We start from the raw sequence: 20,085 nt of genomic DNA, 5'->3' as shown, positions 1-20,085 counted from the left end.
AACGCCCGGTCCCATTCCGAACCCGGAAGCTAAGACCCACAGCGCCGATGGTACTGCACCCGGGAGGGTGTGGGAGAGTAGGACACCGCCGGACACAAATTACAAATGGAGCCCCGACCACGACGGTCGGGGCTCCACTTTAACAACCACACTCGTTTCTAACAACGACCTCCGTTGCGGGGCCAACACAACACCCCAAAACCACGAAGAAACACGCACAGCAGGCCCCACAACAAGCTATGCGGCGCACCCGCTAACCCCCACCGTGCATGGGCGCCAAACCCGGCTCCGCCACCTAACCCGTTGCGAGGCCACAGGACACTCCAAAACCAGGAAAAAGCACGCACACCAGGCCCCACAACCAGCTATGCGGACCGCTTGCCGGCACGGGTAGAGATGATGATCGGCACGGGTAGAGTTGATGATCATGGACAGTCTTTTCAGCCACCCTGAGTCGGACAGCAGGGAGTCCCAACCCGACGCGGACCAGCTTGAGCCCTTGATATTTACCATCGTTGTACCTGCCACCATCCAACATGCCTTCATGGGTTTCACTGACCATCCCCATCTGTGGTGGCCGATGGAGGAGCACAGCGTCTACGGTGCCGGCTCGCACGTGGAATTCGAAGAGAACCTCATTCTGGAGACCTCCGAAGCCGGGGAAACGTCCGTTTGGGGCACCATCGACGATTGGCAGCCGCCCCTGTCCTTCCACGCCAGCTGGTATCCCGCCAGTACGCCGCTGTGGTCCACGGAGTTGAGGGTCGCTTTCCGGGCGGTTGATGAGGGTACGGAGTTGCGCTTGGTGCACGATGGATGGGAGGGCGCCGAGGATCCTGCCGCCACCAGGGCTTCCTACGCCGCGGGGTGGCCCGGCGTGCTCGCAAACTATTCGCGGTTCATGGGCGGAGCCGGTGCCTAGCATCCGGCGCCTGCGCCCCGAGGATTGGCCTCTGCTTAAAGCCGTCCGTCTGGAGATGTTGACTGACACTCCCATGGCATATGTGGAGAGCCTTCAGGCAGCCCGTCGGCAGACTGACACTCAATGGCTGGAGCGGGCTTCCGCCATGTCTGCCAAAGACAGTGTCACGCTCGTGGCTGACGAGGTTGGGCCGGGTTCCAGGATCCGCGCACTGATGCGCGTGGTGGTGAAACATCCCCAGGATCCAGGCCGCCCATTGCAAGGTATGTTGATCAGTGTCTACGTTGCCCCCGAATACAGGGGCTTGGGATTGGCCGATCAAATGCTGGCGTATGCGTGCCAGGCAGCTGTTGCGGAGTTGGGAGCGTGGTCCTTGGAACTGGGCGTCCACCAGGACAACCAGCGGGCCATGGCCTTTTACAGACGCCACGGTTTCCAGCTGACAGGGGAAAGCAAACCCTATCCCCTGGACCCGAGCAAGCAAGAGCTTTTCATGGAGAAGCAGCTCGCCCCAGCCGATGCAGGGGCTGCGGCGGTGGATGCTGCAGGTACTGATTAGACTGGTGAGCACCTAAAACACTGCGAAGACTGCCGATTTGGCGTGTCCGCGGTGCTCATGTGTGGAGGAACCACCTTGTCGGATGAAACGGCCATGGCCGCAACAACAGCAGAAGGCATCAAGGAACGCACCATTGGTGGCGGGGAAACCGATTCGGAGTCCCAGGCGCGGAGCGCTTTCCTAGCGGAGCTGAAAGCAGTACTGCGGCCGGACCAAGTGGTGGAAGACGAAGAGACCCGCACCATCTACTCGGCTGACCAAGGTCCGCTGCCGGAACGGCATCTTCCCCTGGCCGTGGTCTGGGCGGAATCAGTGGAGGACGTCCAGAACACCGTGCGCGCGTGTGCGGCCCACCAGATTCCCATCGTCCCGCGCGGCGCGGGGACTGGGGTATCGGGCGGAGCACACGCTACCCGCGGGTGCATCGTGCTCGGCCTCGAACGAATGAACCGCATCCTGGACCTCAACGCTGACGACGAAACCGCCGTCGTCGAACCTGGCGTCATCAACGCCGAGCTGAACGCGGCTGCCGCCCAACACGGACTGATGTACGCCCCGGACCCCGCGAGCTACAAGATGTCCACCATCGGTGGCAACGTGGCTACCAACGCGGGTGGACTGAGGTGCGCCAAATACGGTGTGACGCGCGATTCCGTCCTCGCTCTTGATGTGGTGCTCGCGGACGGCTCGTTGATCCACACCGGCCACCAGACCTTCAAGGGTGTGGCCGGCTACGACCTCACGGCACTGTTGGTGGGGTCCGAGGGGACGTTGGGGATCGTGGTCGGCGTGACGGTTCGGCTCAAATACCTGCCGCGCGAGATCCATACGATCGCCGCTTTCTACCAGGACTTCCGCAGTGCGGCCGCGGGCGTGCTGGCTGTTGGCAAAGCACGCGTTCAGCCGGCCATCATGGAGCTCCTGGACAACGGCACCCTGGTTCAACTCGATGAACTCAACGGTTCGGACCTGCAGGCCCGGGGCAAATCGTTGCTCCTGATCCAGACCGACGGTTTCGGTGCAGCGGCCGAGGCCGCAGTGGTGCGCCAAGTACTGTCCGACGGCGGCGCTACCGTCACCATGGAGGCCAGCGAAGAGGCCGACATGCTGGTGGACCTCCGGCGCAACAGCCGCGGCGTGGAGGTGGACGATGAATTCCGTGTGGGAGAGGACATCGCCGTACCCCGCTCCAGGCTGGTGGATTTTGTGGCTGAGCTTGAGGCCATGGCTGCCCGGCATGACGTGCGGCTCAAGGTGGTGGCACACGCCGGCGACGGCAACCTCCACCCCACCTTCTGGTTGGACCGGGTGGATCCCGCCTCCGACGCCGATGCTCTGGTCCGCTTGAACGCGGCACTGGACGAGTCCATCCGGGTGGGGCTGGAGATGGGTGGCACCATTACGGGCGAACACGGCGTGGGGCAGTACAAACTGCGCTGGCTTGGACTTGAACAGCCCGAGCCCGTGCGGGAACTACAGCGGCGCATCAAGGAGCTGTTCGACCCATCAGGAATCCTGAATCCAGGAAAGGCCATCTAACGCATCTGGTATTCCAGGAAGTCAATTAGCTTCTAGAGTCACATCAGCTATGCCTCACTGACGTGAGTTTACTTTAAACGTCCCGCGCCATATTCTTGCTTGGTATACCAAATGAGTTTGAGAGTGGGTGAGGGCGCGATGGAGCGGTCCTTCGGGGGCGGACGTGTTGCTCCGTGGCTGGTGCTGCTCGCGCTGGTGGTGGTGTCCGTGAATCTGCGGCCCACCATCACCACCGTCGCAGGCGTCATGAACCAAGTGAACGGTGTGTTTGGGCTTGACCCGTCGCTCCTGCCACTGCTGGGTACCTTGCCCGTCCTGGCCTTTGGCGTGGCAGGGCCGATCGCCCCCTGCCTAGCAAGGAAGGTGGGCGCCGGTCCTGCCGTCGCCCTGGCTTTGGTGGTGCTTGCGGTGGCACTGGTGCTTCGCGTCATGCTTCCGGCCCTGCTCCTTCCCGGCACCTTCCTCGCCGGGGCGGCAATCATGACCGCCAGTGTCCTGGTGCCACAGATCGTGAAGGCCAACCATGGCACCGGGTGGTGGACGGGGTTGTGCACCATGGGCTTCGGGCTCGGCGCCGCGCTGGGCGCCGGTTTGGTCCAGCCCCTTGAGCACGCCTTTGGCGGCAGCCTCGCCTGGGCGCTGGCCGTCTGGGCTCTCCCAGCCGTCGCCGGTGCCGCCCTCATCTTCCGCACAGGAACCCCGACGCCGGCACCCGGCGCTGCCACGCAAGTTGCCACGGCGGGACGCAGGCCAGCGGCGGCACCCGGCACGCCCGCCCAAGCATCCACAGCAAGCGGCGAGCGAGCAGCAAGCAGCCGCCCGACGGCGGCACCCGGCACGCCTGCCCAAGCATCCACAGCAAGCGGCGAGCGAGCAGCAAGCAGCCGCGTGCCGACGTCGGACGCTCCACAGGCGGTGACGCCTTTGCGGAAGCAGCGCACAGCGTGGGCAGTGACGGCATTTTTCGGGCTTCAGGCCATGCTCTACTTCGCCATCACCTCGTGGCTGGCTGTGTACCTGACCTCCAAAGGGCTCTCACAGGCCGACGCTGCCGCCCTGCTTGCCTGGTTCAGCTTGGCCGGCCTTCCTGCGAGCCTGTTGGCCCCGGTCCTTGCCGGTCGCCCCAAAGTCCTCCGGGTCCTGGCTCCGGGTCTCGGCCTCTCCGTGTCCGTCGCCCTGATCGGTGTGCTGCTGGCGCCGCCGGCCTTGCAATTCCCCATGGTTGGAGTGCTGGGAGTGGTCCAGAGCGCGGGGTTTGGCCTGGGCATGGCATTGGTGGTGATCCGTTCGGCGGGACCCCAATCCGCGGGAAGGCTCTCCGCGATGAGCCAGGGACTTGGATTTGCGCTGGCGTCGCTCGGTCCTTTGGCGGCTGGCCTGTTACATACCTGGACCGGTGGTTGGGAGGCGACGTTCCTTGCGCTGGCGGCAGAAGCGTTGGTCCTGGCGGGGGCGGGATACCTTGCCATTCGAGGTCCCGTAGCCAGTGTCGAAACGCCTGCCGAACCCCGGCCCGGGAACCAGGCCACGCCCGAGTTGGTTCGCTGATCCGGAGAGGGTTGCGCGCCCTGTTCGGCGGGTGCGCTCCGGCGTATCCTCTGCGGTATGACGAACTCAGTGCCCGGTAGCGGCACGGAAATTCTGCAGGCCAATGAATGCTGGGAACTCCTCCGCGGTGTTTCCGTGGGCCGTTTGGCCGTCTTGGTGGACGACCATCCGGACATCTTTCCCGTGAACTACAAAGTTGATCACGGAACCATGGTTTTCCGTACGGGTGAGGGCACCAAACTTCACGCTGCACTCAGCGATGCTCCCGTGGCCATCGAGGCCGATGGTGTCGATCCGGATACGGGCATCGCCTGGAGCGTCGTGGCAAAGGGACAGGCGACGGCGGTCAAACTCACCCAGGACGTCTTGGACACCATCGGTCTCCTGCTCTTTCCCTGGGAGGCTGGCCAAAAGGACCAGTTCATCCGAATCACCCCCAGCACTGTGACGGGACGCCGGTTCAAGGTAACCCCGCCGGTGACGTGGTGGACGCCGTTGGACGGCGCCCCCACTGCCAGCCCGGAATAGCGTGAGACGACCGCCAGACCGTGTTTTGCTGAATGGCTCCGTTCCCTCCACTCGGATGGGCGCCGCCGTCCCGCTGCTCCCGCTGCTGCCTCTGCGGGGGACACCTCAAGTCGTGCGAGGTGTTGGTTACGGCAGCTGCTTAACCGCTACGGCGTCAATCACGACGACGGCTCACTCACCTCCGGGGTTCGCGGCTGGGACCTGTTGGACTTGTCCAGGGAGGTGGCTCTCAAGGGAATGTCTTTGCAGGTTGTCGGTTGGCTTGCTTCGGTTGCTTCGGGTTTCAGGCGTGCCGGCGTTCCAGGCTGCCTCGGCAGGGGAGGGATAGGTTGGCTCCCGAATCAGGCCCGGTGTTGATGATCCGCTGATCGAATACACCCTGCCACAAGAACGGCCCTGAGGGCATCGGCACAGGCCCGTCGCTCTTCTTTCACCATCCAGACAATGCTTATCGGGCGACCCAGGTCCGCGCCCTCTGGTTGTGGAGGAGGGGTGGAGGGCCTTTGTTGGGGTGTTTCCACATAGCTCGTCAGCGGTCTTATTCAGCGGTTGTGGGGCTGGAAGAGTGGGGGTATGGACGGGTTTTCGGGGCAGTTGGGTGGTGGCGTGGGTGGCGCTGCCGGGGTTGCTGCTGCCCTCGTCCATGGGTCTTCCGCTTCTGTGTCTCCGGTCGTTGGGGCTGGTTCGTCGCAGCCTGGTGTTCCTGTCCTGGAAACGCCCATCTCCGCGCAGGCCTCGATTGCGGATTTGATTGCTGTAGTGGGTGCGCTGGAGCCTGCGGGTGAGGGTGGGGTGTTGGTGGGTTTGTTGCGGGGTTTGGAGGATTTGAAGTCGGCGGTGGTGGCGGCGCAGGCGAGGGTGGCTGTGGCGTTTGATGTGGTCCAGCGCAGGGAGCAGGCCGAGGCGGGCGTGCCGGCCTCGGAGCGGGGTAGGGGTGTGGGGGCGCAGGTGGCGTTGGCGCGTCGGGAGTCCCCGAATAAGGGTGCCCGGTTGTTGGGGTTGGCGAAGGCGTTGGTGGGGGAGATGCCGCGGACGTTGGCTGCGTTGGAGTCCGGGCAGTTGAATGAGTGGCGGGCGACGTTGTTGGTGCGGGAGACGGCGTGTTTGTCGGTGGAGGACCGGTGCGCGGTGGATGAGGAGTTGGCTGCGGATACGGGTACGTTCGAGGGTGCCGGGGATCGGCGGATTGTGGCGTTGGTGAAGGCTGCGGCGTATCGGCGGGACCCGGGGTCGGTGACCCGGCGGGCCGCGTACGCGGTGAATGAGCGAAGCGTGGGGTTGCGTCCGGCGCCGGACACGATGACGTATTTGACGGCGTTGTTGCCTGTGGCGCAGGGCGTGGCGGCGTACGCGGCGCTGACCCGGGCTGCGGGGACTGCCCGCTCCCAAGGCGATGCCCGGTCCAAGGGCCAGGTGATGGCCGATACTTTGGTGGAGCGGCTCACCGGCACACCGGGCGGTGCCGCCGGGGTGCACCTGGAACTGGTGATGACTGACCGGACCTTGTTGCAGGGTGATAGTGAACCGGCGAGGTTGAAAGGCTACGGCATCGTCCCTGCCGGCTGGGCCAGGACCCTGGTCAAGCACGGCCCCGACAACGACCCGACCACACATGCCGGGCAAGGGGCCGGCACTTGGCCACCCGAGCTGGCCGGGTTTGGCGGGGAAACGGCCGCGGAGGGCCCGGACGTCGGTGGTCCTTCAGGGCTCCAGTCCGATTTCGACGTCTGGATCCGGCGGCTCTACACGGCGCCGGGGACCAACGAGCTGCTGGCCACCGATTCCAAGGCCAGGCTGTTCCCCAAGGGGATGCGCAGGTTTATCGAAACCCGTGATGACACGTGTCGCACACCGTACTGTGACGCGCCCATCCGCCACTACGACCATGTCCTGGCCTGGCACTCCGGCGGAAAAACCACTCTGGCCAACGGTGCAGGGCTCTGCGAAGCATGCAACCACACCAAAGAAAACCCCGGCTGGAACACCAGACCAAGTGATCAGGGACCACGAACCCTGGAGATCAGAACCCCCACCGGACACCGTTACCAATCCACAGCACCACCACTCCCCGGAAGCGGCAACCCAGCAACTGAACACGCTGACCGGTCGCCTATTAGCGGGTCTGTTGTGGCGGGTGACCCGGACGGACGGCTGGTCGGCGGGAACCTAGCGGCGGGAGACCCGGACGGGTCGCCGGGGGACGGGAACCTGGCCGCGGGAGACCCGGACGGGCGGCTGGTCAACGGGAACCTCGCGGCGGGAGACCCGGACGAGCCGCCGGGGGAAGGGAGCGTCCCGGCTCTCTTCAGATTGGGGACACGAACCCGCTCACGAACCCCGGCGACAGTCCTGTAGCCATACGGTGCCGTACATCCACATGCCGCGAGCCGCAATTCCGTTCAGTCACGGTTTCTGCGCGGTCCAGCAACGCACCGACTCACGAGCTGCTGGGCTAAACGAGTTCCAGCTGGTCGGCCACTACCTTTCCGGCGTGGATGACAGTGCGGTCCTTGCCGCGGTCCATGACGGTGGACGCCACAGTTTCGCCGTCCACCAAGAGCAGTTCAGCGGGGTCGCCGATTTCGACTCCGGGACGGTGGGCTGTGTCCTTGAGCCGCGTGGCACCAGGATCCAGGATGCTGGCCCCGCCGATCGTCGCTATGGCCAGGCAGTGCTCAATGAGCTCGTCCTTCCGGAAACCGTGCGTGAAGGCGAGCTGCCAGGTCCGGTCCAGCATGTCCGTGTTTCCGTAGGGGGACCAGTAGTCACGCTGGCCGTCCTCTCCCAGGCCCAATCGCACGCCAGCCTCGGTGAGGAGGGGAATGGGCAGTTGTCCCGAAGCGGCCGGAGCCACGGAAGCCAGCGAGACATCGAGCTCGGCGAACGAGTCGATGAGGCGCCGCGTGGTGGCCTCGTTCACGCTGCCCAGCTGGTAGGCGTGGGACATGGTGACTTTTCCTTGCATGCCCAAGGCTCGCGTGCGCTCGAGGACCAGGTCCGTGCTGAAGACGCCCAGCTCGCCGGGCTCGTGCAGGTGGATGTCGATCGGCACTTGGTACTTTTCCGCCAAGCCAAAGACGATATCCAGGTGTTTTGCGGGGTCCCGGTCCAGCGAGCACGGGTCAATCCCGCCCATCACGTTGGCGCCGGCCTTCAGCGCTTCTTCCATGAGCTCAACGGTGCCGTCTTCAAGCAACAAGCCCGCCTGCGGGAAAGCGATGATGTCGACGGACGCGCGGTCCGCAAACGCGCCCTTCGCGGCCGCCACGGCCTCGAAGCGTTCCAGTTTACAGTCCACGTCCACTTGGGCGTAGGAACGGACTCGGGTAGTACCGCGGGCGATCATGCGGCCCAGCGTGTCGTTGACCCGGTCCTGCAGCGGAACCTCGGCGTTGCGCCAGTTGAGGCGATCGTTCATCATCATGGTCCAAACGCCTGGACCCCCGGTGTGTTCCCGGAAGGGGAGGCCGATCCGGGTGGAGTCCAGGTGCACGTGGACGTCCGAGAACGACGGCACCAGAATGCGGTTGCTGCCCTCGACGACGGTGGTACCTGCCGGTACCGCCCTGGTGGGGTCATGGGGTTCGACGCCGGTGATCTCGCCGCCGCTGAGCATGACATCGCTCAACGGCTGCCCCCAAGGTCGGACGGCACGAATCAGGGTGTTCACTGTTTCTCCTTTGATTGTGGATCTATTGCACACCCGCCAATGCCTCGGCTGCCACCCCGGTGTGGTGGCATGCCGGAGCGGCGGATTTAGCTGTTGCGGGAACCTCGTTCATGCATCGCTGGCGTTGCTCTTCGGGCAAGGTTGCGATCAGCGGGCAACGGGTCCGGAAGACGCAGCCACTCGGCGGATTGGCTGGCGAGGGCAGGTCTCCGCGGAGCCTGATCTTGACCTGTTCGCGGGCAGCCCGGGGATCCGGGAGCGGCACGGCCGAGAGCAAGGCTTTGGTGTAAGGGTGGCGCGGTTCGCTGAACAGGGAGTCCCGGGTGCCTTGCTCCACGATCTTGCCCAGGTACATCACTGCCACCTCATGCGAGATGTGCCTGACCACTGAGAGGTCGTGGGCGATGAAGATGTAGGACACACCCGTGTCCCGTTGAATCTGCTGCAGCAGGTTCACCACCTGCGCCTGCACTGAGACGTCCAAGGCAGACACAGGCTCGTCGCACACAATCACCGAGGGGTTCAGGGAGATGGCCCGGGCGATGCCCACGCGTTGACGCTGGCCTCCGGAGAACTCGTGCGGGAACCGGTTGTAGTGTTCGGGCTTCAAGCCAACCTGGTCCAGGAGTTCCTTGACCCGGTTCTTCAGTCCGCCCGGAGGGTTGATCTTTTGGGCGACCATGGGAGCGGCGATGGCCGTGCCTACGGTTTGCCGCGGATTCAGGGACGCGAAGGGATCCTGGAAGATCATCTGGACCTTGCGCCGGAAATTGTAGAGATCCCGGCCACGCAACTGGCTGATGTCCACGCCGTCGATCATGATGCGCCCACCAGTGGGGTCCATGAGCCGGGATACCATGCGGCCTGTGGTCGACTTACCGCACCCGGACTCGCCGACGAGTCCCAATGTCTGGCCGCGTCCCAAACTGAACGTCACGCCGTCGACCGCTTTGACCGAGCGCTTGGCGGCACCCGGCAGGAGGCCGCCCTTGAGCGGGAAGTGCTTTTGCAGGTTCTCCACCCGGAGAATTGGCTGGTTATCCATGGCGGTCCTAACGCGCAGTACGGATGGTGAGGAGCTGCGGACCGCTCAGGTGGCAGCGTTTGCCGTGACCGTCCTCGACGATGAGATCGGGCCGCTGGCTGGCACACACGCCGTCGCCGGCAAGGTCGGCGTACTGGCACCTGGCGCTGAAGATGCAACCCTTGGGCAGGTCGAGGAGCGACGGCGGCTGGCCGGGAATCGGGTTCAGCTGGCCGGAGGAACCGGTCAACGTGGGCATCGAATTGAGGAGGCCAAGCGTGTAGGGGTGGCGGGTGTCGTAGAAGATCTCGTCCACCGGACCGGATTCCACGCATTGGCCGCCGTACATCACCAGCACGTTATGGCACACCTCTGCTACAACACCCAGGTCGTGGGTGATGAGGATGAGGGCTGAGTTGGTTTCCTCCTGTAACTCGAGCATGAGGTCCAGGATCTGCGCCTGCACGGTCACGTCCAAGGCGGTGGTGGGCTCGTCGGCGATCAGCAGCTCCGGCTCGCAAATCAGGGCCATGGCAATCATGGCGCGCTGCCGCATTCCTCCGGAGAAGTGGTGCGGGTATTCGTCGAAGCGCTGCTCCGGGCTGGGGATGCCCACCCTTCCCAACATCTCGACGGCGGCCGCCCGGGCCTGCTTCTTGCTCGCCTTGTTGTGGACCAGGTACGCCTCGGCGATCTGGTGGCCCACGGTATAGAAGGGATGCAATGCAGAAAGGGGATCCTGGAAGATCATCCCGATGTTGCGCCCACGGAGTTGCCGCATGGCCGACTCCGGAAGGGCGACCAAGTCCTGCCCCTGGAACATGGCTTGTCCGGTGACCTGCGCCGATGTTTCCTTGAGCAGGCCCATCAAGGCTTGGCTCGTGACGGACTTGCCGGAGCCGGACTCACCGACGATGCCCAGTGTCTGGCCTCGCTCCAAGGTGAAGTCCATGCCGTTGACGGCCGAAACCAATCCGTCGTCGGTGGGGAACTTCACGGACAGGTTCCGCACGTCCAGGAACGCGCTGGTGCCCGCAGGGACAGTGCTGGTCCTTTGCGCGAGTGGCATGTGGGTCATTGGAGCCTCACTCGGGGATCGATGGCGGCGTAAGCGAGGTCCACCACCACGTTGGCGACGATCACGAAGAACGCGGCCAGCATGGTGATGGCCATGGTGACAGGCAGGTCGCCGGAGATGGCTGCGTGCACTGCCGTGAAGCCGAGGCCGGGGACGGAGAAGATTTGCTCGGTCAGGACGGCGCCGCCCAGGAGCAGGCCGATGTCCATGCCAAGCATGGTGACCACTGGTGTGATGCCGGCCCGGACGCCGTGTTTGAACGTCACTGTCCTCGGGGCGAGGCCCTTGGCTCGTGCTGTCCGGATGAAGTCCTCGCCAAACGTCTCGATCATGTTGGTGCGGGTGACTCGGATGTAGGAGGCGCTGAAGAGCACAGCCAGCGCTATCCACGGCAGGAGGTAATTCGTCACCCACGCGCCGGGACCTTGGGGGCCGAACGGACTGCTGATCTCATTGGTGGTGAAGGGCAGCAGATGCAGTTGGTTGACGAACAGCAACAACAGGAACAAGCCAGTAACCGGGATGGGGAGCGAAACGCCCACCGAAGCCGCCCCAACAATGAACTTGTCCATCGGCGAACCCTTGCGCAGGGCGGCCAGGAGGCCGAGGCCCACGCCGGTGATGGTCCAGAGCACCAGCGCCCCGATGGCCATGGAGAAGGTGTAGGGGAGCGACCGGGCGATGATGTCCGCAACGTTCTCATTGGTTTGGAACGACTTGCCCAGGCAGGGCCATTCGCACAGGGTCTGCGCACCGGCGGCACCGATCATCCGGGGAGAGAACAGGCCACGCATGTAGTCGAGGTATTGCACGAAGAACGGTTGGTCCATGCCCAAAGCAACCCGGGCTTCCGCAACGCGTTCCGGCGTGCACTCCTGCCCGCACGCAGCAGCGGCAGGATCAGAAGGGCCGAGCTGGAACAACGTGAAGGTGATGAAACTGACCGCGAAAAGGAGCAGGACCAGCGATCCGGCACGGCGAAGTATGAAAGTGATCATGGTGGTTGGAATTAGTGCTCGACGCCGACGATCGAAAGGTCGATGCCGCCGAAGAAGTAGCCAACCTGGGCGTTCCGCACATTGGAGCCCACCACGGAGTTGGTGTGGGTGCGGATCAGCGGAACGATCGGGTAGGTCTTCAAAGCCGTGCCGAACGCCTCAGACCACTTCTTGCCCAGTTCCTCCGAGGTGCCGTCCGTGTTGCGGAGCTCGTACATGGCCTTGGAGACCGTGGGATCGAAGTAGCGGGAGGTGTTGGAGAAGCCGTAACTGGTGCCGTCATTGTTCGGGCCCAGCAGCGGGTCCGCAGAGGTCCGGACCGAGGCGGGATCGGCCCCGCCGCACCAGCCGGATCGGCCCAGGTCCGGAAGCTGTTCGCTGGCCATGATCGAGTAGTAGTTCGGTGCAGGGATGGCCACGAGTTCGACGTCGATGCCCAGGGCCTTAAGGTTCTGCTGGATCACGGTACCGGTGTTCTTGAAGGCATCGCGGTTGTTCGCGTAGCCGTAGGTGAGCGTCTTGGGATAGTCCTTGCCTTCAAGGAGTTTCTTGGCTTCCTCAAGCTTGGGCTTGCCCGCGGGGTCCAGTTCCAGCTCGGTCTCAACGTACCCGCGCATCTTGTCATTGAGCGGGCTCTGCGTCAGTTCGCCGAACCGGCGTCCGCCGTATTGCACCAGGATGGACTGCCGGTCCAGTGCCAGCGCGATTGCCTTGCGGACATCCGGGTCCTTGATCTTCTGGGTGTTCAGGCTCAGCACGTCGTTGCAGCCAAGGAGCCCGGACGCCACGCGGTCCTTCACTTTGGCATCGGCCAATTTCGCGGAGTCTGAGGTCTGCAGGGCGCCGTTGGAGTCGAGCGTGATCGCGTTGGGATCCGAGTCCGCGAGCAACTGCTGGCTGATGGTGGCCTGCGACGTGGAAAGGGAGAAGCTGAACGTATCAGGGAGTGCAGACCTGTTGGGGTCCGTGGCAGGGTCCCAGTGTGGATTGCGGACAAGCTTCAGCGACTTTCCGCGGTTGTAGGACTCCACCATGTACGGGCCGGAGGACACCGGGTGGTTGGTGTAGTCCAGCTTGGTGTCCTTGCCTGCGGGAACCGGAGCCGTGTTGGAACGCGAGGCCAACGCGGGGAATTCGGCAAATGGCTTCTTCAAGTGGAAGACAATAGTGCGGTCGTCGGGCGTTTCAACTGCCTTGAGCACAGCGGAAGGATCCTTGTACGGCCCCTTGTACCCGCCGGCGTCGAGCGCTGCATTCAGTTCCTGCGGCGCCTGCGTGAAGACGTCCTGCGCGAAGGTGCGCTCCACACCGTATTTGATGTCCGCCGAGGTGATGGGTGTGCCGTCCTCGAACTTCACGCCGTCCTTGAGGGTGAAGGTCCAGCTGAGCCCGTCGTCGGAGACCTTGCCGGTGTCCGTGGCGAGGTCGGGCACCACCGTCGGCGGCTGTCCTGCTGTCTCTTTGGCCATGGTGAGGGTCCGGTAATACAACTGGCCCACGTTGGCCGTCTGTACGTAGTTGCTGTTTCCGGGGTCCAGGGTCTGGAAGTCCGAGGACATGAGGACGTTGAGGTTGCCGCCCTTGGTGTTGAACCCGGACTTCACCACTACCGGTGCCAGTTCGGTGACGGACTCGGGCTTGCCATTGCCGGGCTGGTTCTGTCCTGCGCTGCAGCCTGCGGCCGACATCGCGATCAGCACGGAAAGCGCCAGTGCTCTCGTGGGGGTTTTCATGATGCTCCTCTTGAAGGGTGGGTGAAACGGAGATTTAGTGGCGGGATGCTTTGGGGTCCAGGGCGTCGCGGACTGCGTCGCCCAGGAGGTTGAAGGCCAGGACGGTGACTATGAGCATCACGCCCGGGACGGCCAGGAACCAGGGATCGCTGAGGTACCAGTTGCCTGATTGGGCGGCGTTCAACATCTGGCCCCACGACGGCGTGGGGTCCTTGACGCCGACGCCCAGGAAGGACAGGGCTGCTTCAGCGGAAATGTTGGTGGGAATGAGCATGGTGGCGTACACCAGGACCACGCCCATGACGTTGGGGATGATCTGGCGGAAGAGCACGCTCAGGTGGGAGGCCCCGAAGGAACGGGCGGCTTCGACGAACTCGCGCTCGCGGAGACTGAGCACCTGGCCACGGACAATGCGGGCCAAATAAGCCCAACCGAAGAAGCCAAGGATGATCACCAGGGAGGCCATGGGCAGGAAGCTGCCTTCACCCAGCGGCGTGTCCCGGAGCCGCGATTGCAGGATCGGCGTCAGCGAGAGGACCAGCAACAGGTGCGGAAACGCGAGGAACAGGTCCATGACCCGGCTGATGATGGCGTCAGTCTTGCCGCCGAAGTAGCCGGCCGCCGCGCCGAGGACGGTCCCCAGCACCACGGAGACGGCGGTGGACAGCAGCGCGATGGTGAGCGATACCTGTCCGCCGAAGGCGAGCCTGGCGAAGAGGTCGCGGCCCAGGCCTGGTTCCACGCCCAGCCAGTGCTCGGCAGACGGGTACATATAGCCGGGCAGGGGCAGGCCCGGTGTCTGGAAATCGTCCAGGACCTCGGGGCTGGTGTTGGAAGTGAAGGGATCGTTTCCCGACATGGCGCTGAGGACGGGGGCGAGGATCGCGAAAAAGATGATCGCCACCACGACGCAGAGGCTCAGCAGCGCAACCTTGCTGCGACGGATCCTCAGCCATGCCGTGGCCAGCAGCGACCGGGCCTCAGCGGGGGCGGCAGTGGTGCTGTCCGGCGTCGTTGCCGAGGGTAGCGGTGGGCTGCCGGTGTTTGGTTCGACGGACTGTAACTGGGTCAACCGTTTGCTCGTTTCGTGAAGGGAGCTGACTCCGCAAAATCTTGTATACCAAAATAGACTAGATCAGGATGGATGGGATGTAAATCACAATTAATGTACTGTTTGGAATACCAGATACCAGTACCAGTTTTCCGTCCGCAAAGGAGCCCCCTTGCCCACCAAGACCACTGCCCGTTACGTACTGGGCCACCACGATGGCCGGCACGTCCTGCTGGAGAATGCCTGCGTGGTTTACAGCGGCAGCACCATTGAGTACGTCGGAAAGGACTACCGGGGACCAGTGGACGAGGAACGGCACCTGGGGGATGCCCTCCTGATGCCCGGCCTGATCGACCTTGACGCCCTCACGGACATCGACCACCTCATCCTGGACAGCTGGGCTGGTCCGGACCTCGCCACGGGGCACCAGTGGTCAGAGGACTACTTCAGGAATCGTCGCGACGACGTTTTTACGCCTGAGGAACGCCAGGAGATCCGCGAGTACGCGCTGATCCAGCTGGTCCTGCACGGCATCACCACTTACATGCCTATCGCGTCCGAGGTTCACTCTGAATGGGCAGAGACGTTCCAGGAACTGGTGGGCATGGCCGAAACCAGCCGGAGCTTGGGACTGCGCGGCTATTTGGGTCCGGCTTACCGCTCCGGAGTGAATGTGGTGCTGAAGAACGGCGAACGCTCAGTGATGTTCGACGCCGATCGCGGCCGTGAGGGATTCGCGGACGCCTTGCGCTTCATTGACTACGCGACGGAACTGAACGATCCCCTGGTCAACGGCGTGCTTCTGCCGTGCCGCATCGAGACCCTGGACATCGAAACGATGAAGGCGACTGCTGCGGCTTCCGGGGAACGGGACGTGCTGGTTCGTCTGCACTCGCTGCAGGGACTCGTGGAGCGGGACCTCGTCCTGGAGTGGCATGGCGTTACGCCCCTTGAGCTCTTGGACCAGGTGGGCCTGCTCAACCAGAGGCTCTTGATTCCGCACGCCACCTACATCGATCGCAATCCGGCCGTCTACGGCGAAGACAGGGGAGACCTTGCGCGGCTGGCGTCGAGCGGGGCCAGCATCATCCACTGCCCCCTCACCTCCATGCGCTACGGCAGCACCCTGGACTCCTTCAACGCGTACAAGGAAGCGGGCGTCAACATCTCACTGGGGACCGACTCGTTCCCGCCAGACCTCATCCGGGGGATCGACGCCGGTGTGCAGCTTGCGAAAATCCTCGCCGGAAGGAACGACGCCGGCGACCTCGCCGGATATGTGGACGCGGCCACACTCGGGGGAGCCCGCGCCCTGGGCCGCCCTGATCTTGGCCGGCTCGAGGTCGGTGCCCAGGCGGACATGGTGGCCTTTTCCCTGGACGACATCCGTGACGGTGTCCACGAGGACCCTGTCCGCACCCTGACGCTCAACGGAACAGCGCGGCAGGCTGTCCTCTCCGTGGTGGCCGGCCGGACCATCATGGCCGAGGGCCGGATTGATGGCGTGGACCTGGACGAATGGCGGGCCAAGGCCCAGGGTCTCTTTACGAAAATGCGTGAAGCCTACACAACCCGGGATGCTTTGAACCGTCCCACGAATGAGCTGTTTCCTCCCGTGTATGCTCGGTTGGAGCAGTGAGCGGAACCGTCCGGCAAAGTCGCGCGGGCACAGGCATGAAGGGGAGTTTGAGAGTGGCAGAGGCGATCCCGGAAGCCGGCAATGTCCGCGATGACGAAGCACGTGCGGAGTACGTTTATCAGTTGGTCCTGGAGGGCATCGTCTCGGGTTCCTTCGCCCAGGGATCCCGCCTCAGGGAGCGCGAACTCTCCGAGATGTACAGCGTTTCCCGGATCCCCGTCCGCGAGGCCATCCAGAGGCTGGAGCAGGACGGCTTCGTGGCCACCTTCCCCCGGCGTGGAGCGGTGGTCCGTCAACTGACCCTGACTGACGTCAACGAACTCTTCGATGTGCGGCTTTGCCTCGAGACGTTTGCAGCGAAGATGGCAGCCGCCCGCGTTGCCGAAGGCGGCGACGGAGGGCGCCTCGAGGAACTGATGGAAGCCTCAAAGGCGGCCATCGACGAAGACCGGACTGACGACGTCGTTCTTATCAGTGCCGAACTGCATGCCGAAATCGTGCGCCTCTCCGGCAACCGCCTTCTGATCGAGTCGGTCAAGCCGCTGTTCGGGCGCATGCGCTGGATCTTCGGCTTGGCGCACAACCGCAGCAACGAACTCCAGCGTGACGAGCATACGGAATTGTGTAACGCGATCCTGGCCGGGCGGCCCGAATTGGCGTACTCCCTGGCGTACTCGCACATTGAGCTGGGCCGCCAGCCCGTCCTGGCCGGGCTGGCGGAGACCCTGGAACCCTAGACGGATTCCAGGGAAGGCCCGTCAGTCGTCGGCGTCGGGGTATTCCTCGTCGTCGTAGCGGCCCGACTCCTCAACCTCCACTTCCAGGATCTTCAGCATCTCCGTGTCCGGGTTCAGCATGATCGCTGCCTCGTCACGGCGGTGCTGCAGGACCGTGTCGATGTAGGACTGGACGGTCTCGGCCAGCGGGATGTACCGGTCCTGCTTCTGGCTCATATACCAACGGTGCTCCAGGACCTCGTGGACCACTTCCGCGGGTTCCAGCTTTCCGGCCAGGTGCCGGGGAATGGAACGCACAATGGGCTCGAAGATCTGGCTGACCCAGGCGTGGGCGCTGATTTCTTCGTCCAGGTCCGGGTTGTTGTCCGCCCGGAACTGGTCCATGTCGTTGAGCAACCTGCGCGCCTGGTTCTCCTGCGCATCGAGGCCCGTGAGGCGGAGCAAGCGCCGCTGGTGGTGTCCGGCATCCACCACCTTGGGCTGGAGTTGGATGGTGGAACCGTCGGCCGTGGTCTTGATGGCATATTCCTCCACGTCGAAGCCCAGCTCGTTGAGCCGCCGGATACGCGCGCCCACGCGCCAGCGTTCGCCGAGTTCGAACGACTCCTTCTCGGTCAGCTCAGCCCATAGCCTTCGGTAGCTATCCATGATCAGCTCACTGGTGGCCACCGGATCAACCTTCTCCTCGATGAGCCCGCCATCCAGGAGGTCCATGAGCTCGCCGGCGATGTTCACACGGGCAATTTCGAGGTCGTACTCACGCTGGCCCTGGGACAGGTCCGGGTACAGTTCGCCCGTTTCGGCATCCACCAGGTAAGCGGCAAACGCACCGGCATCGCGACGGAACAGGGTGTTGGAGAGTGAGACGTCGCCCCAGTAGAAACCGATGAGGTGCAAGCGGACCATGAGCAGGGCCTGTGCGTCGATCAGGCGGGTCAGGGTGTCCTTGCGCAGCATCTGGGAGAACAGTGCGCGGTACGGCATGGAGAACTTCAGGTGCCTGGTAACCAGCACCGGATTCAGCGGCTTGCCATCGGCGGTGGTCCGGCCTGTAATGACTGCCACGGGCTCCACGCACGGGACATCCAGCCGGGCGAGCTTCCGCAGCATGTGGTATTCATGGCGGGCGACGTGCTCTGACGTTTCCTTGATGGCAATGACCGAACCGCCCAAGTGGGCGAAGCGCACTATGTGCCGGGAGATACCGCGGGGGAGCGCGGCGAGGTACTCGGCCGGCCATTCCTCCAGCGCGATGTGCCAGGGAAGGTCCAGCAGCTCAGGATCAGCGGCAGCGGCCGTGATGTTCAGCGATCCAATGACGCTGGCCGGAGGGGCTGAGTCCTGCGCACTGGCCGCTTCCGTCCGGGGGAGCTTGCCGATCTGCCCGTAGTCGGTTGGTTCGTCGTGCCACTGGGCTCCGTTTTGCTCGCTCATGCCTCAATTGTTCCGTACTCGGGGCTGCTGTTCAGTTCCGTGAACGGATCCGCCGCGGTGGCGGACCATTCGACGTCGGAAGCGGCCTGGAAGCCGACGCCCTGGTTGGCGAGCCGCTCACCAAAGGCGCCCAGCCGACGTCGGAAGTCACCGAGGTCCCGGTCCTCCTGCCGGGACCAACCCACCTCCGCCAGCGAGATGGCCCTCGGGTACATGAGCCAGTAGGCCTGCTGGTTGCCACGGACGGTTTCGGTCCAGAGCGGACCTTCGACACCGAGCAAGTGCTGGTCCCCAAGGCCGCCCTGGGCCGGATTCCATTGGTAATACTCAGACCACGTGAAGGGGCCGCCCTCCACCCAGGACAGGCCGATGGGGCTGCCGGAATCGTATTTCTGGTCCAGGTACGTGTTGGCTGCCGGTGACATGATGACCTTCGATCCGCCTTCTTCCGCCTGACGGACCACCGGCGCAAGATCGCCCCACCAGTACTGCACCACGCTGCCGGGCGGGAGCTCCACCTCCGCGTACTCGTTCCAGCCCACAACAGTCTTGCCCGTTGCGGCGCCGATCCGCGCGAATTCGGTGACCATGGCCACGTAGTTGTCGTGCCCCGTGACGTGGGCTTCGTCCCCGCCGATGTGGATGTACTGGCCCTCCGTCATGGCAGCGACCTGGCCCAGGACCTCGGTCACGAATTCGTAGGTGGCGGGCAGGTCAGCCGTCAGCGTGGAGTACCCCACGTCCCCCGTAGTGTTGCCTGGTTTGGCCACGCCATCAGGGTTCAGCTGGGGGATGGCAGACAACGCGGCATTGACGTGTCCGGGGAGGTCGATCTCCGGGACCACCAGGATGTTGCGTGCGGCAGCATAGGACTGGATGTCACGGAAGTCCTGCTGCGTGTAAAAACCGGTGTGCCCGGGCGTGAGCCCGACGCCCGGATGGTTCACTGCCCCGCCAACAGCCGTGAGGTTGGCGTAGTCCAGCCCCGACGGGTTGTTCTCCGGCATGAGGATTTCGATGCGCCAGGCTTGGTCATCGGTCAGGTGGAGGTGAAGGGCGTTCAGTTTGAACTGGGCCATGACATCGATCTGTTGCTTGACTTCGTCCACTGTGAAGAAGCTGCGGGCTACGTCCAGCATGAGGCCGCGGTAGGCGAAGCGCGGCGCGTCATGGATTTCGACGGCGGGAATCGCCCAGGTGCCTTGCCCTGCGATAGCGTCCGTGGATTCGGGCGATTCGGTGAGAGAGCGTTCGATGGAAGGGGGGAATAGCTGACGGAGGGTTTGGATTCCGTTGAAAAGCCCTGCCGGCGTTGATGCCCTCAGCCGGGCACCGGCATCGGTGACGGTGAGCGCGTAAGCCTCCGGGCCGCCGTCGAACGCTTGGTCCAGCTCCAGGGCGATGTCCCCGGGGCGGAAGTCATTGGCCAGTGGGAGGTCGAAACCGGTGCCACGCCGGAGTAGCGTGGCGAGTTGTTCGGCGACCGGTTCCGCCCCCTCGGACGCGGCAATCCGAGTGGTGTTCGTGAGCTCGAAGGCGTGACCTTCAAGGGGCGTGACGTGTTGGGGCCGGGGGATCAGGTTGTCCGTGGAGTTCATACCGTTCTTTCCGACAGAGAAGGGGTT

At 64.0% G+C, this 20,085-nt stretch carries 16 protein-coding genes and 1 rRNA gene; 9 read left to right on the top strand and 8 right to left on the bottom strand.

Annotated features, from left to right (window positions below; translation table 11 throughout):
* From rrf to ACIPV6_RS19125, 7 genes are all read left to right on the top strand, one after another.
* A 5S ribosomal RNA gene (gene rrf / locus ACIPV6_RS19155) occupies positions 1 to 94 on the top strand; the annotation flags it as partial.
* 333 nt (positions 95 to 427) lie between these two features.
* On the top strand, positions 428 to 922 hold the full coding sequence (locus tag ACIPV6_RS19150; RefSeq protein ID WP_400272401.1) for an SRPBCC domain-containing protein: 495 nt from the start codon (positions 428 to 430) through the stop codon (positions 920 to 922).
* A gap of 55 nt (positions 923 to 977) precedes the next feature.
* On the top strand, positions 978 to 1,481 hold the full coding sequence (locus tag ACIPV6_RS19145; protein WP_400272400.1) for a GNAT family N-acetyltransferase: 504 nt from the start codon (positions 978 to 980) through the stop codon (positions 1,479 to 1,481).
* A gap of 93 nt (positions 1,482 to 1,574) precedes the next feature.
* Positions 1,575 to 3,020, top strand: coding sequence for an FAD-binding oxidoreductase (locus ACIPV6_RS19140; RefSeq protein WP_400272404.1), 1,446 nt, complete (start codon positions 1,575 to 1,577; stop codon positions 3,018 to 3,020).
* A gap of 111 nt (positions 3,021 to 3,131) precedes the next feature.
* Positions 3,132 to 4,568, top strand: coding sequence for an MFS transporter (locus tag ACIPV6_RS19135; RefSeq protein WP_400272399.1), 1,437 nt, complete (start codon positions 3,132 to 3,134; stop codon positions 4,566 to 4,568).
* Between the two features lie 57 nt (positions 4,569 to 4,625).
* Positions 4,626 to 5,096, top strand: coding sequence for a pyridoxamine 5'-phosphate oxidase family protein (locus ACIPV6_RS19130; protein WP_400272398.1), 471 nt, complete (start codon positions 4,626 to 4,628; stop codon positions 5,094 to 5,096).
* 573 nt (positions 5,097 to 5,669) lie between these two features.
* Entirely contained in the window at positions 5,670 to 7,451 is a 1,782-nt protein-coding gene (locus tag ACIPV6_RS19125; RefSeq protein ID WP_400272397.1) for a DUF222 domain-containing protein, read from the top strand.
* A gap of 97 nt (positions 7,452 to 7,548) precedes the next feature.
* Here ACIPV6_RS19125 and ACIPV6_RS19120 read toward each other — a convergent pair whose 3' ends face one another.
* From ACIPV6_RS19120 to ACIPV6_RS19095, 6 genes are read right to left on the bottom strand one after another with little or no spacing between them, the layout of a single operon-like run.
* Positions 7,549 to 8,766: an amidohydrolase family protein gene (locus ACIPV6_RS19120; RefSeq protein WP_400272396.1), complete on the bottom strand. Its 1,218-nt coding sequence runs from the start codon at positions 8,764 to 8,766 to the stop codon at positions 7,549 to 7,551.
* Between the two features lie 22 nt (positions 8,767 to 8,788).
* Positions 8,789 to 9,811, bottom strand: a complete 1,023-nt coding sequence (locus ACIPV6_RS19115) for an ABC transporter ATP-binding protein (protein WP_400272395.1) — start codon at positions 9,809 to 9,811, stop codon at positions 8,789 to 8,791.
* A 7-nt stretch (positions 9,812 to 9,818) separates the two neighbouring features.
* Complete coding sequence (locus tag ACIPV6_RS19110; RefSeq protein WP_400272394.1) at positions 9,819 to 10,859, bottom strand: ABC transporter ATP-binding protein; 1,041 nt, start codon at positions 10,857 to 10,859, stop codon at positions 9,819 to 9,821.
* Between the two features lie 5 nt (positions 10,860 to 10,864).
* Positions 10,865 to 11,866: an ABC transporter permease gene (locus ACIPV6_RS19105; RefSeq protein WP_400272393.1), complete on the bottom strand. Its 1,002-nt coding sequence runs from the start codon at positions 11,864 to 11,866 to the stop codon at positions 10,865 to 10,867.
* Between the two features lie 11 nt (positions 11,867 to 11,877).
* On the bottom strand, positions 11,878 to 13,599 hold the full coding sequence (locus tag ACIPV6_RS19100) for an ABC transporter substrate-binding protein (RefSeq protein ID WP_400272392.1): 1,722 nt from the start codon (positions 13,597 to 13,599) through the stop codon (positions 11,878 to 11,880).
* A 34-nt stretch (positions 13,600 to 13,633) separates the two neighbouring features.
* Complete coding sequence (locus ACIPV6_RS19095) at positions 13,634 to 14,671, bottom strand: ABC transporter permease (protein WP_400272391.1); 1,038 nt, start codon at positions 14,669 to 14,671, stop codon at positions 13,634 to 13,636.
* A 151-nt stretch (positions 14,672 to 14,822) separates the two neighbouring features.
* On the opposite strand from ACIPV6_RS19095, the gene ACIPV6_RS19090 reads away from it, so the two are divergent.
* Both ACIPV6_RS19090 and ACIPV6_RS19085 read left to right on the top strand, forming a co-directional pair.
* Positions 14,823 to 16,289 carry a chlorohydrolase family protein gene (locus ACIPV6_RS19090; RefSeq protein WP_400272390.1) on the top strand — a complete coding sequence of 489 codons (1,467 nt, stop codon included), beginning with the start codon at positions 14,823 to 14,825 and terminating at the stop codon, positions 16,287 to 16,289.
* Between the two features lie 53 nt (positions 16,290 to 16,342).
* Entirely contained in the window at positions 16,343 to 17,026 is a 684-nt protein-coding gene (locus tag ACIPV6_RS19085; protein WP_400272389.1) for a GntR family transcriptional regulator, read from the top strand.
* A gap of 21 nt (positions 17,027 to 17,047) precedes the next feature.
* Here ACIPV6_RS19085 and ACIPV6_RS19080 read toward each other — a convergent pair whose 3' ends face one another.
* A complete protein-coding gene (locus ACIPV6_RS19080) occupies positions 17,048 to 18,460 on the bottom strand; it encodes a DUF4032 domain-containing protein (RefSeq protein WP_397323290.1) in 1,413 nt (470 codons plus the stop codon).
* Entirely contained in the window at positions 18,457 to 20,058 is a 1,602-nt protein-coding gene (locus ACIPV6_RS19075; RefSeq protein ID WP_400272388.1) for a beta-N-acetylhexosaminidase, read from the bottom strand. Before ACIPV6_RS19075 ends, ACIPV6_RS19080 begins: the two co-directional genes overlap by 4 nt.
* Positions 20,059 to 20,085 lie beyond the last annotated feature (27 nt).

Source organism: Paenarthrobacter sp. NPDC089988 (assembly GCF_044748465.1).
In the GTDB taxonomy this organism is placed as follows: Bacteria; Actinomycetota; Actinomycetes; order Actinomycetales; family Micrococcaceae; genus Arthrobacter.
This window is presented reverse-complemented; position numbering and strand designations above follow the sequence as displayed.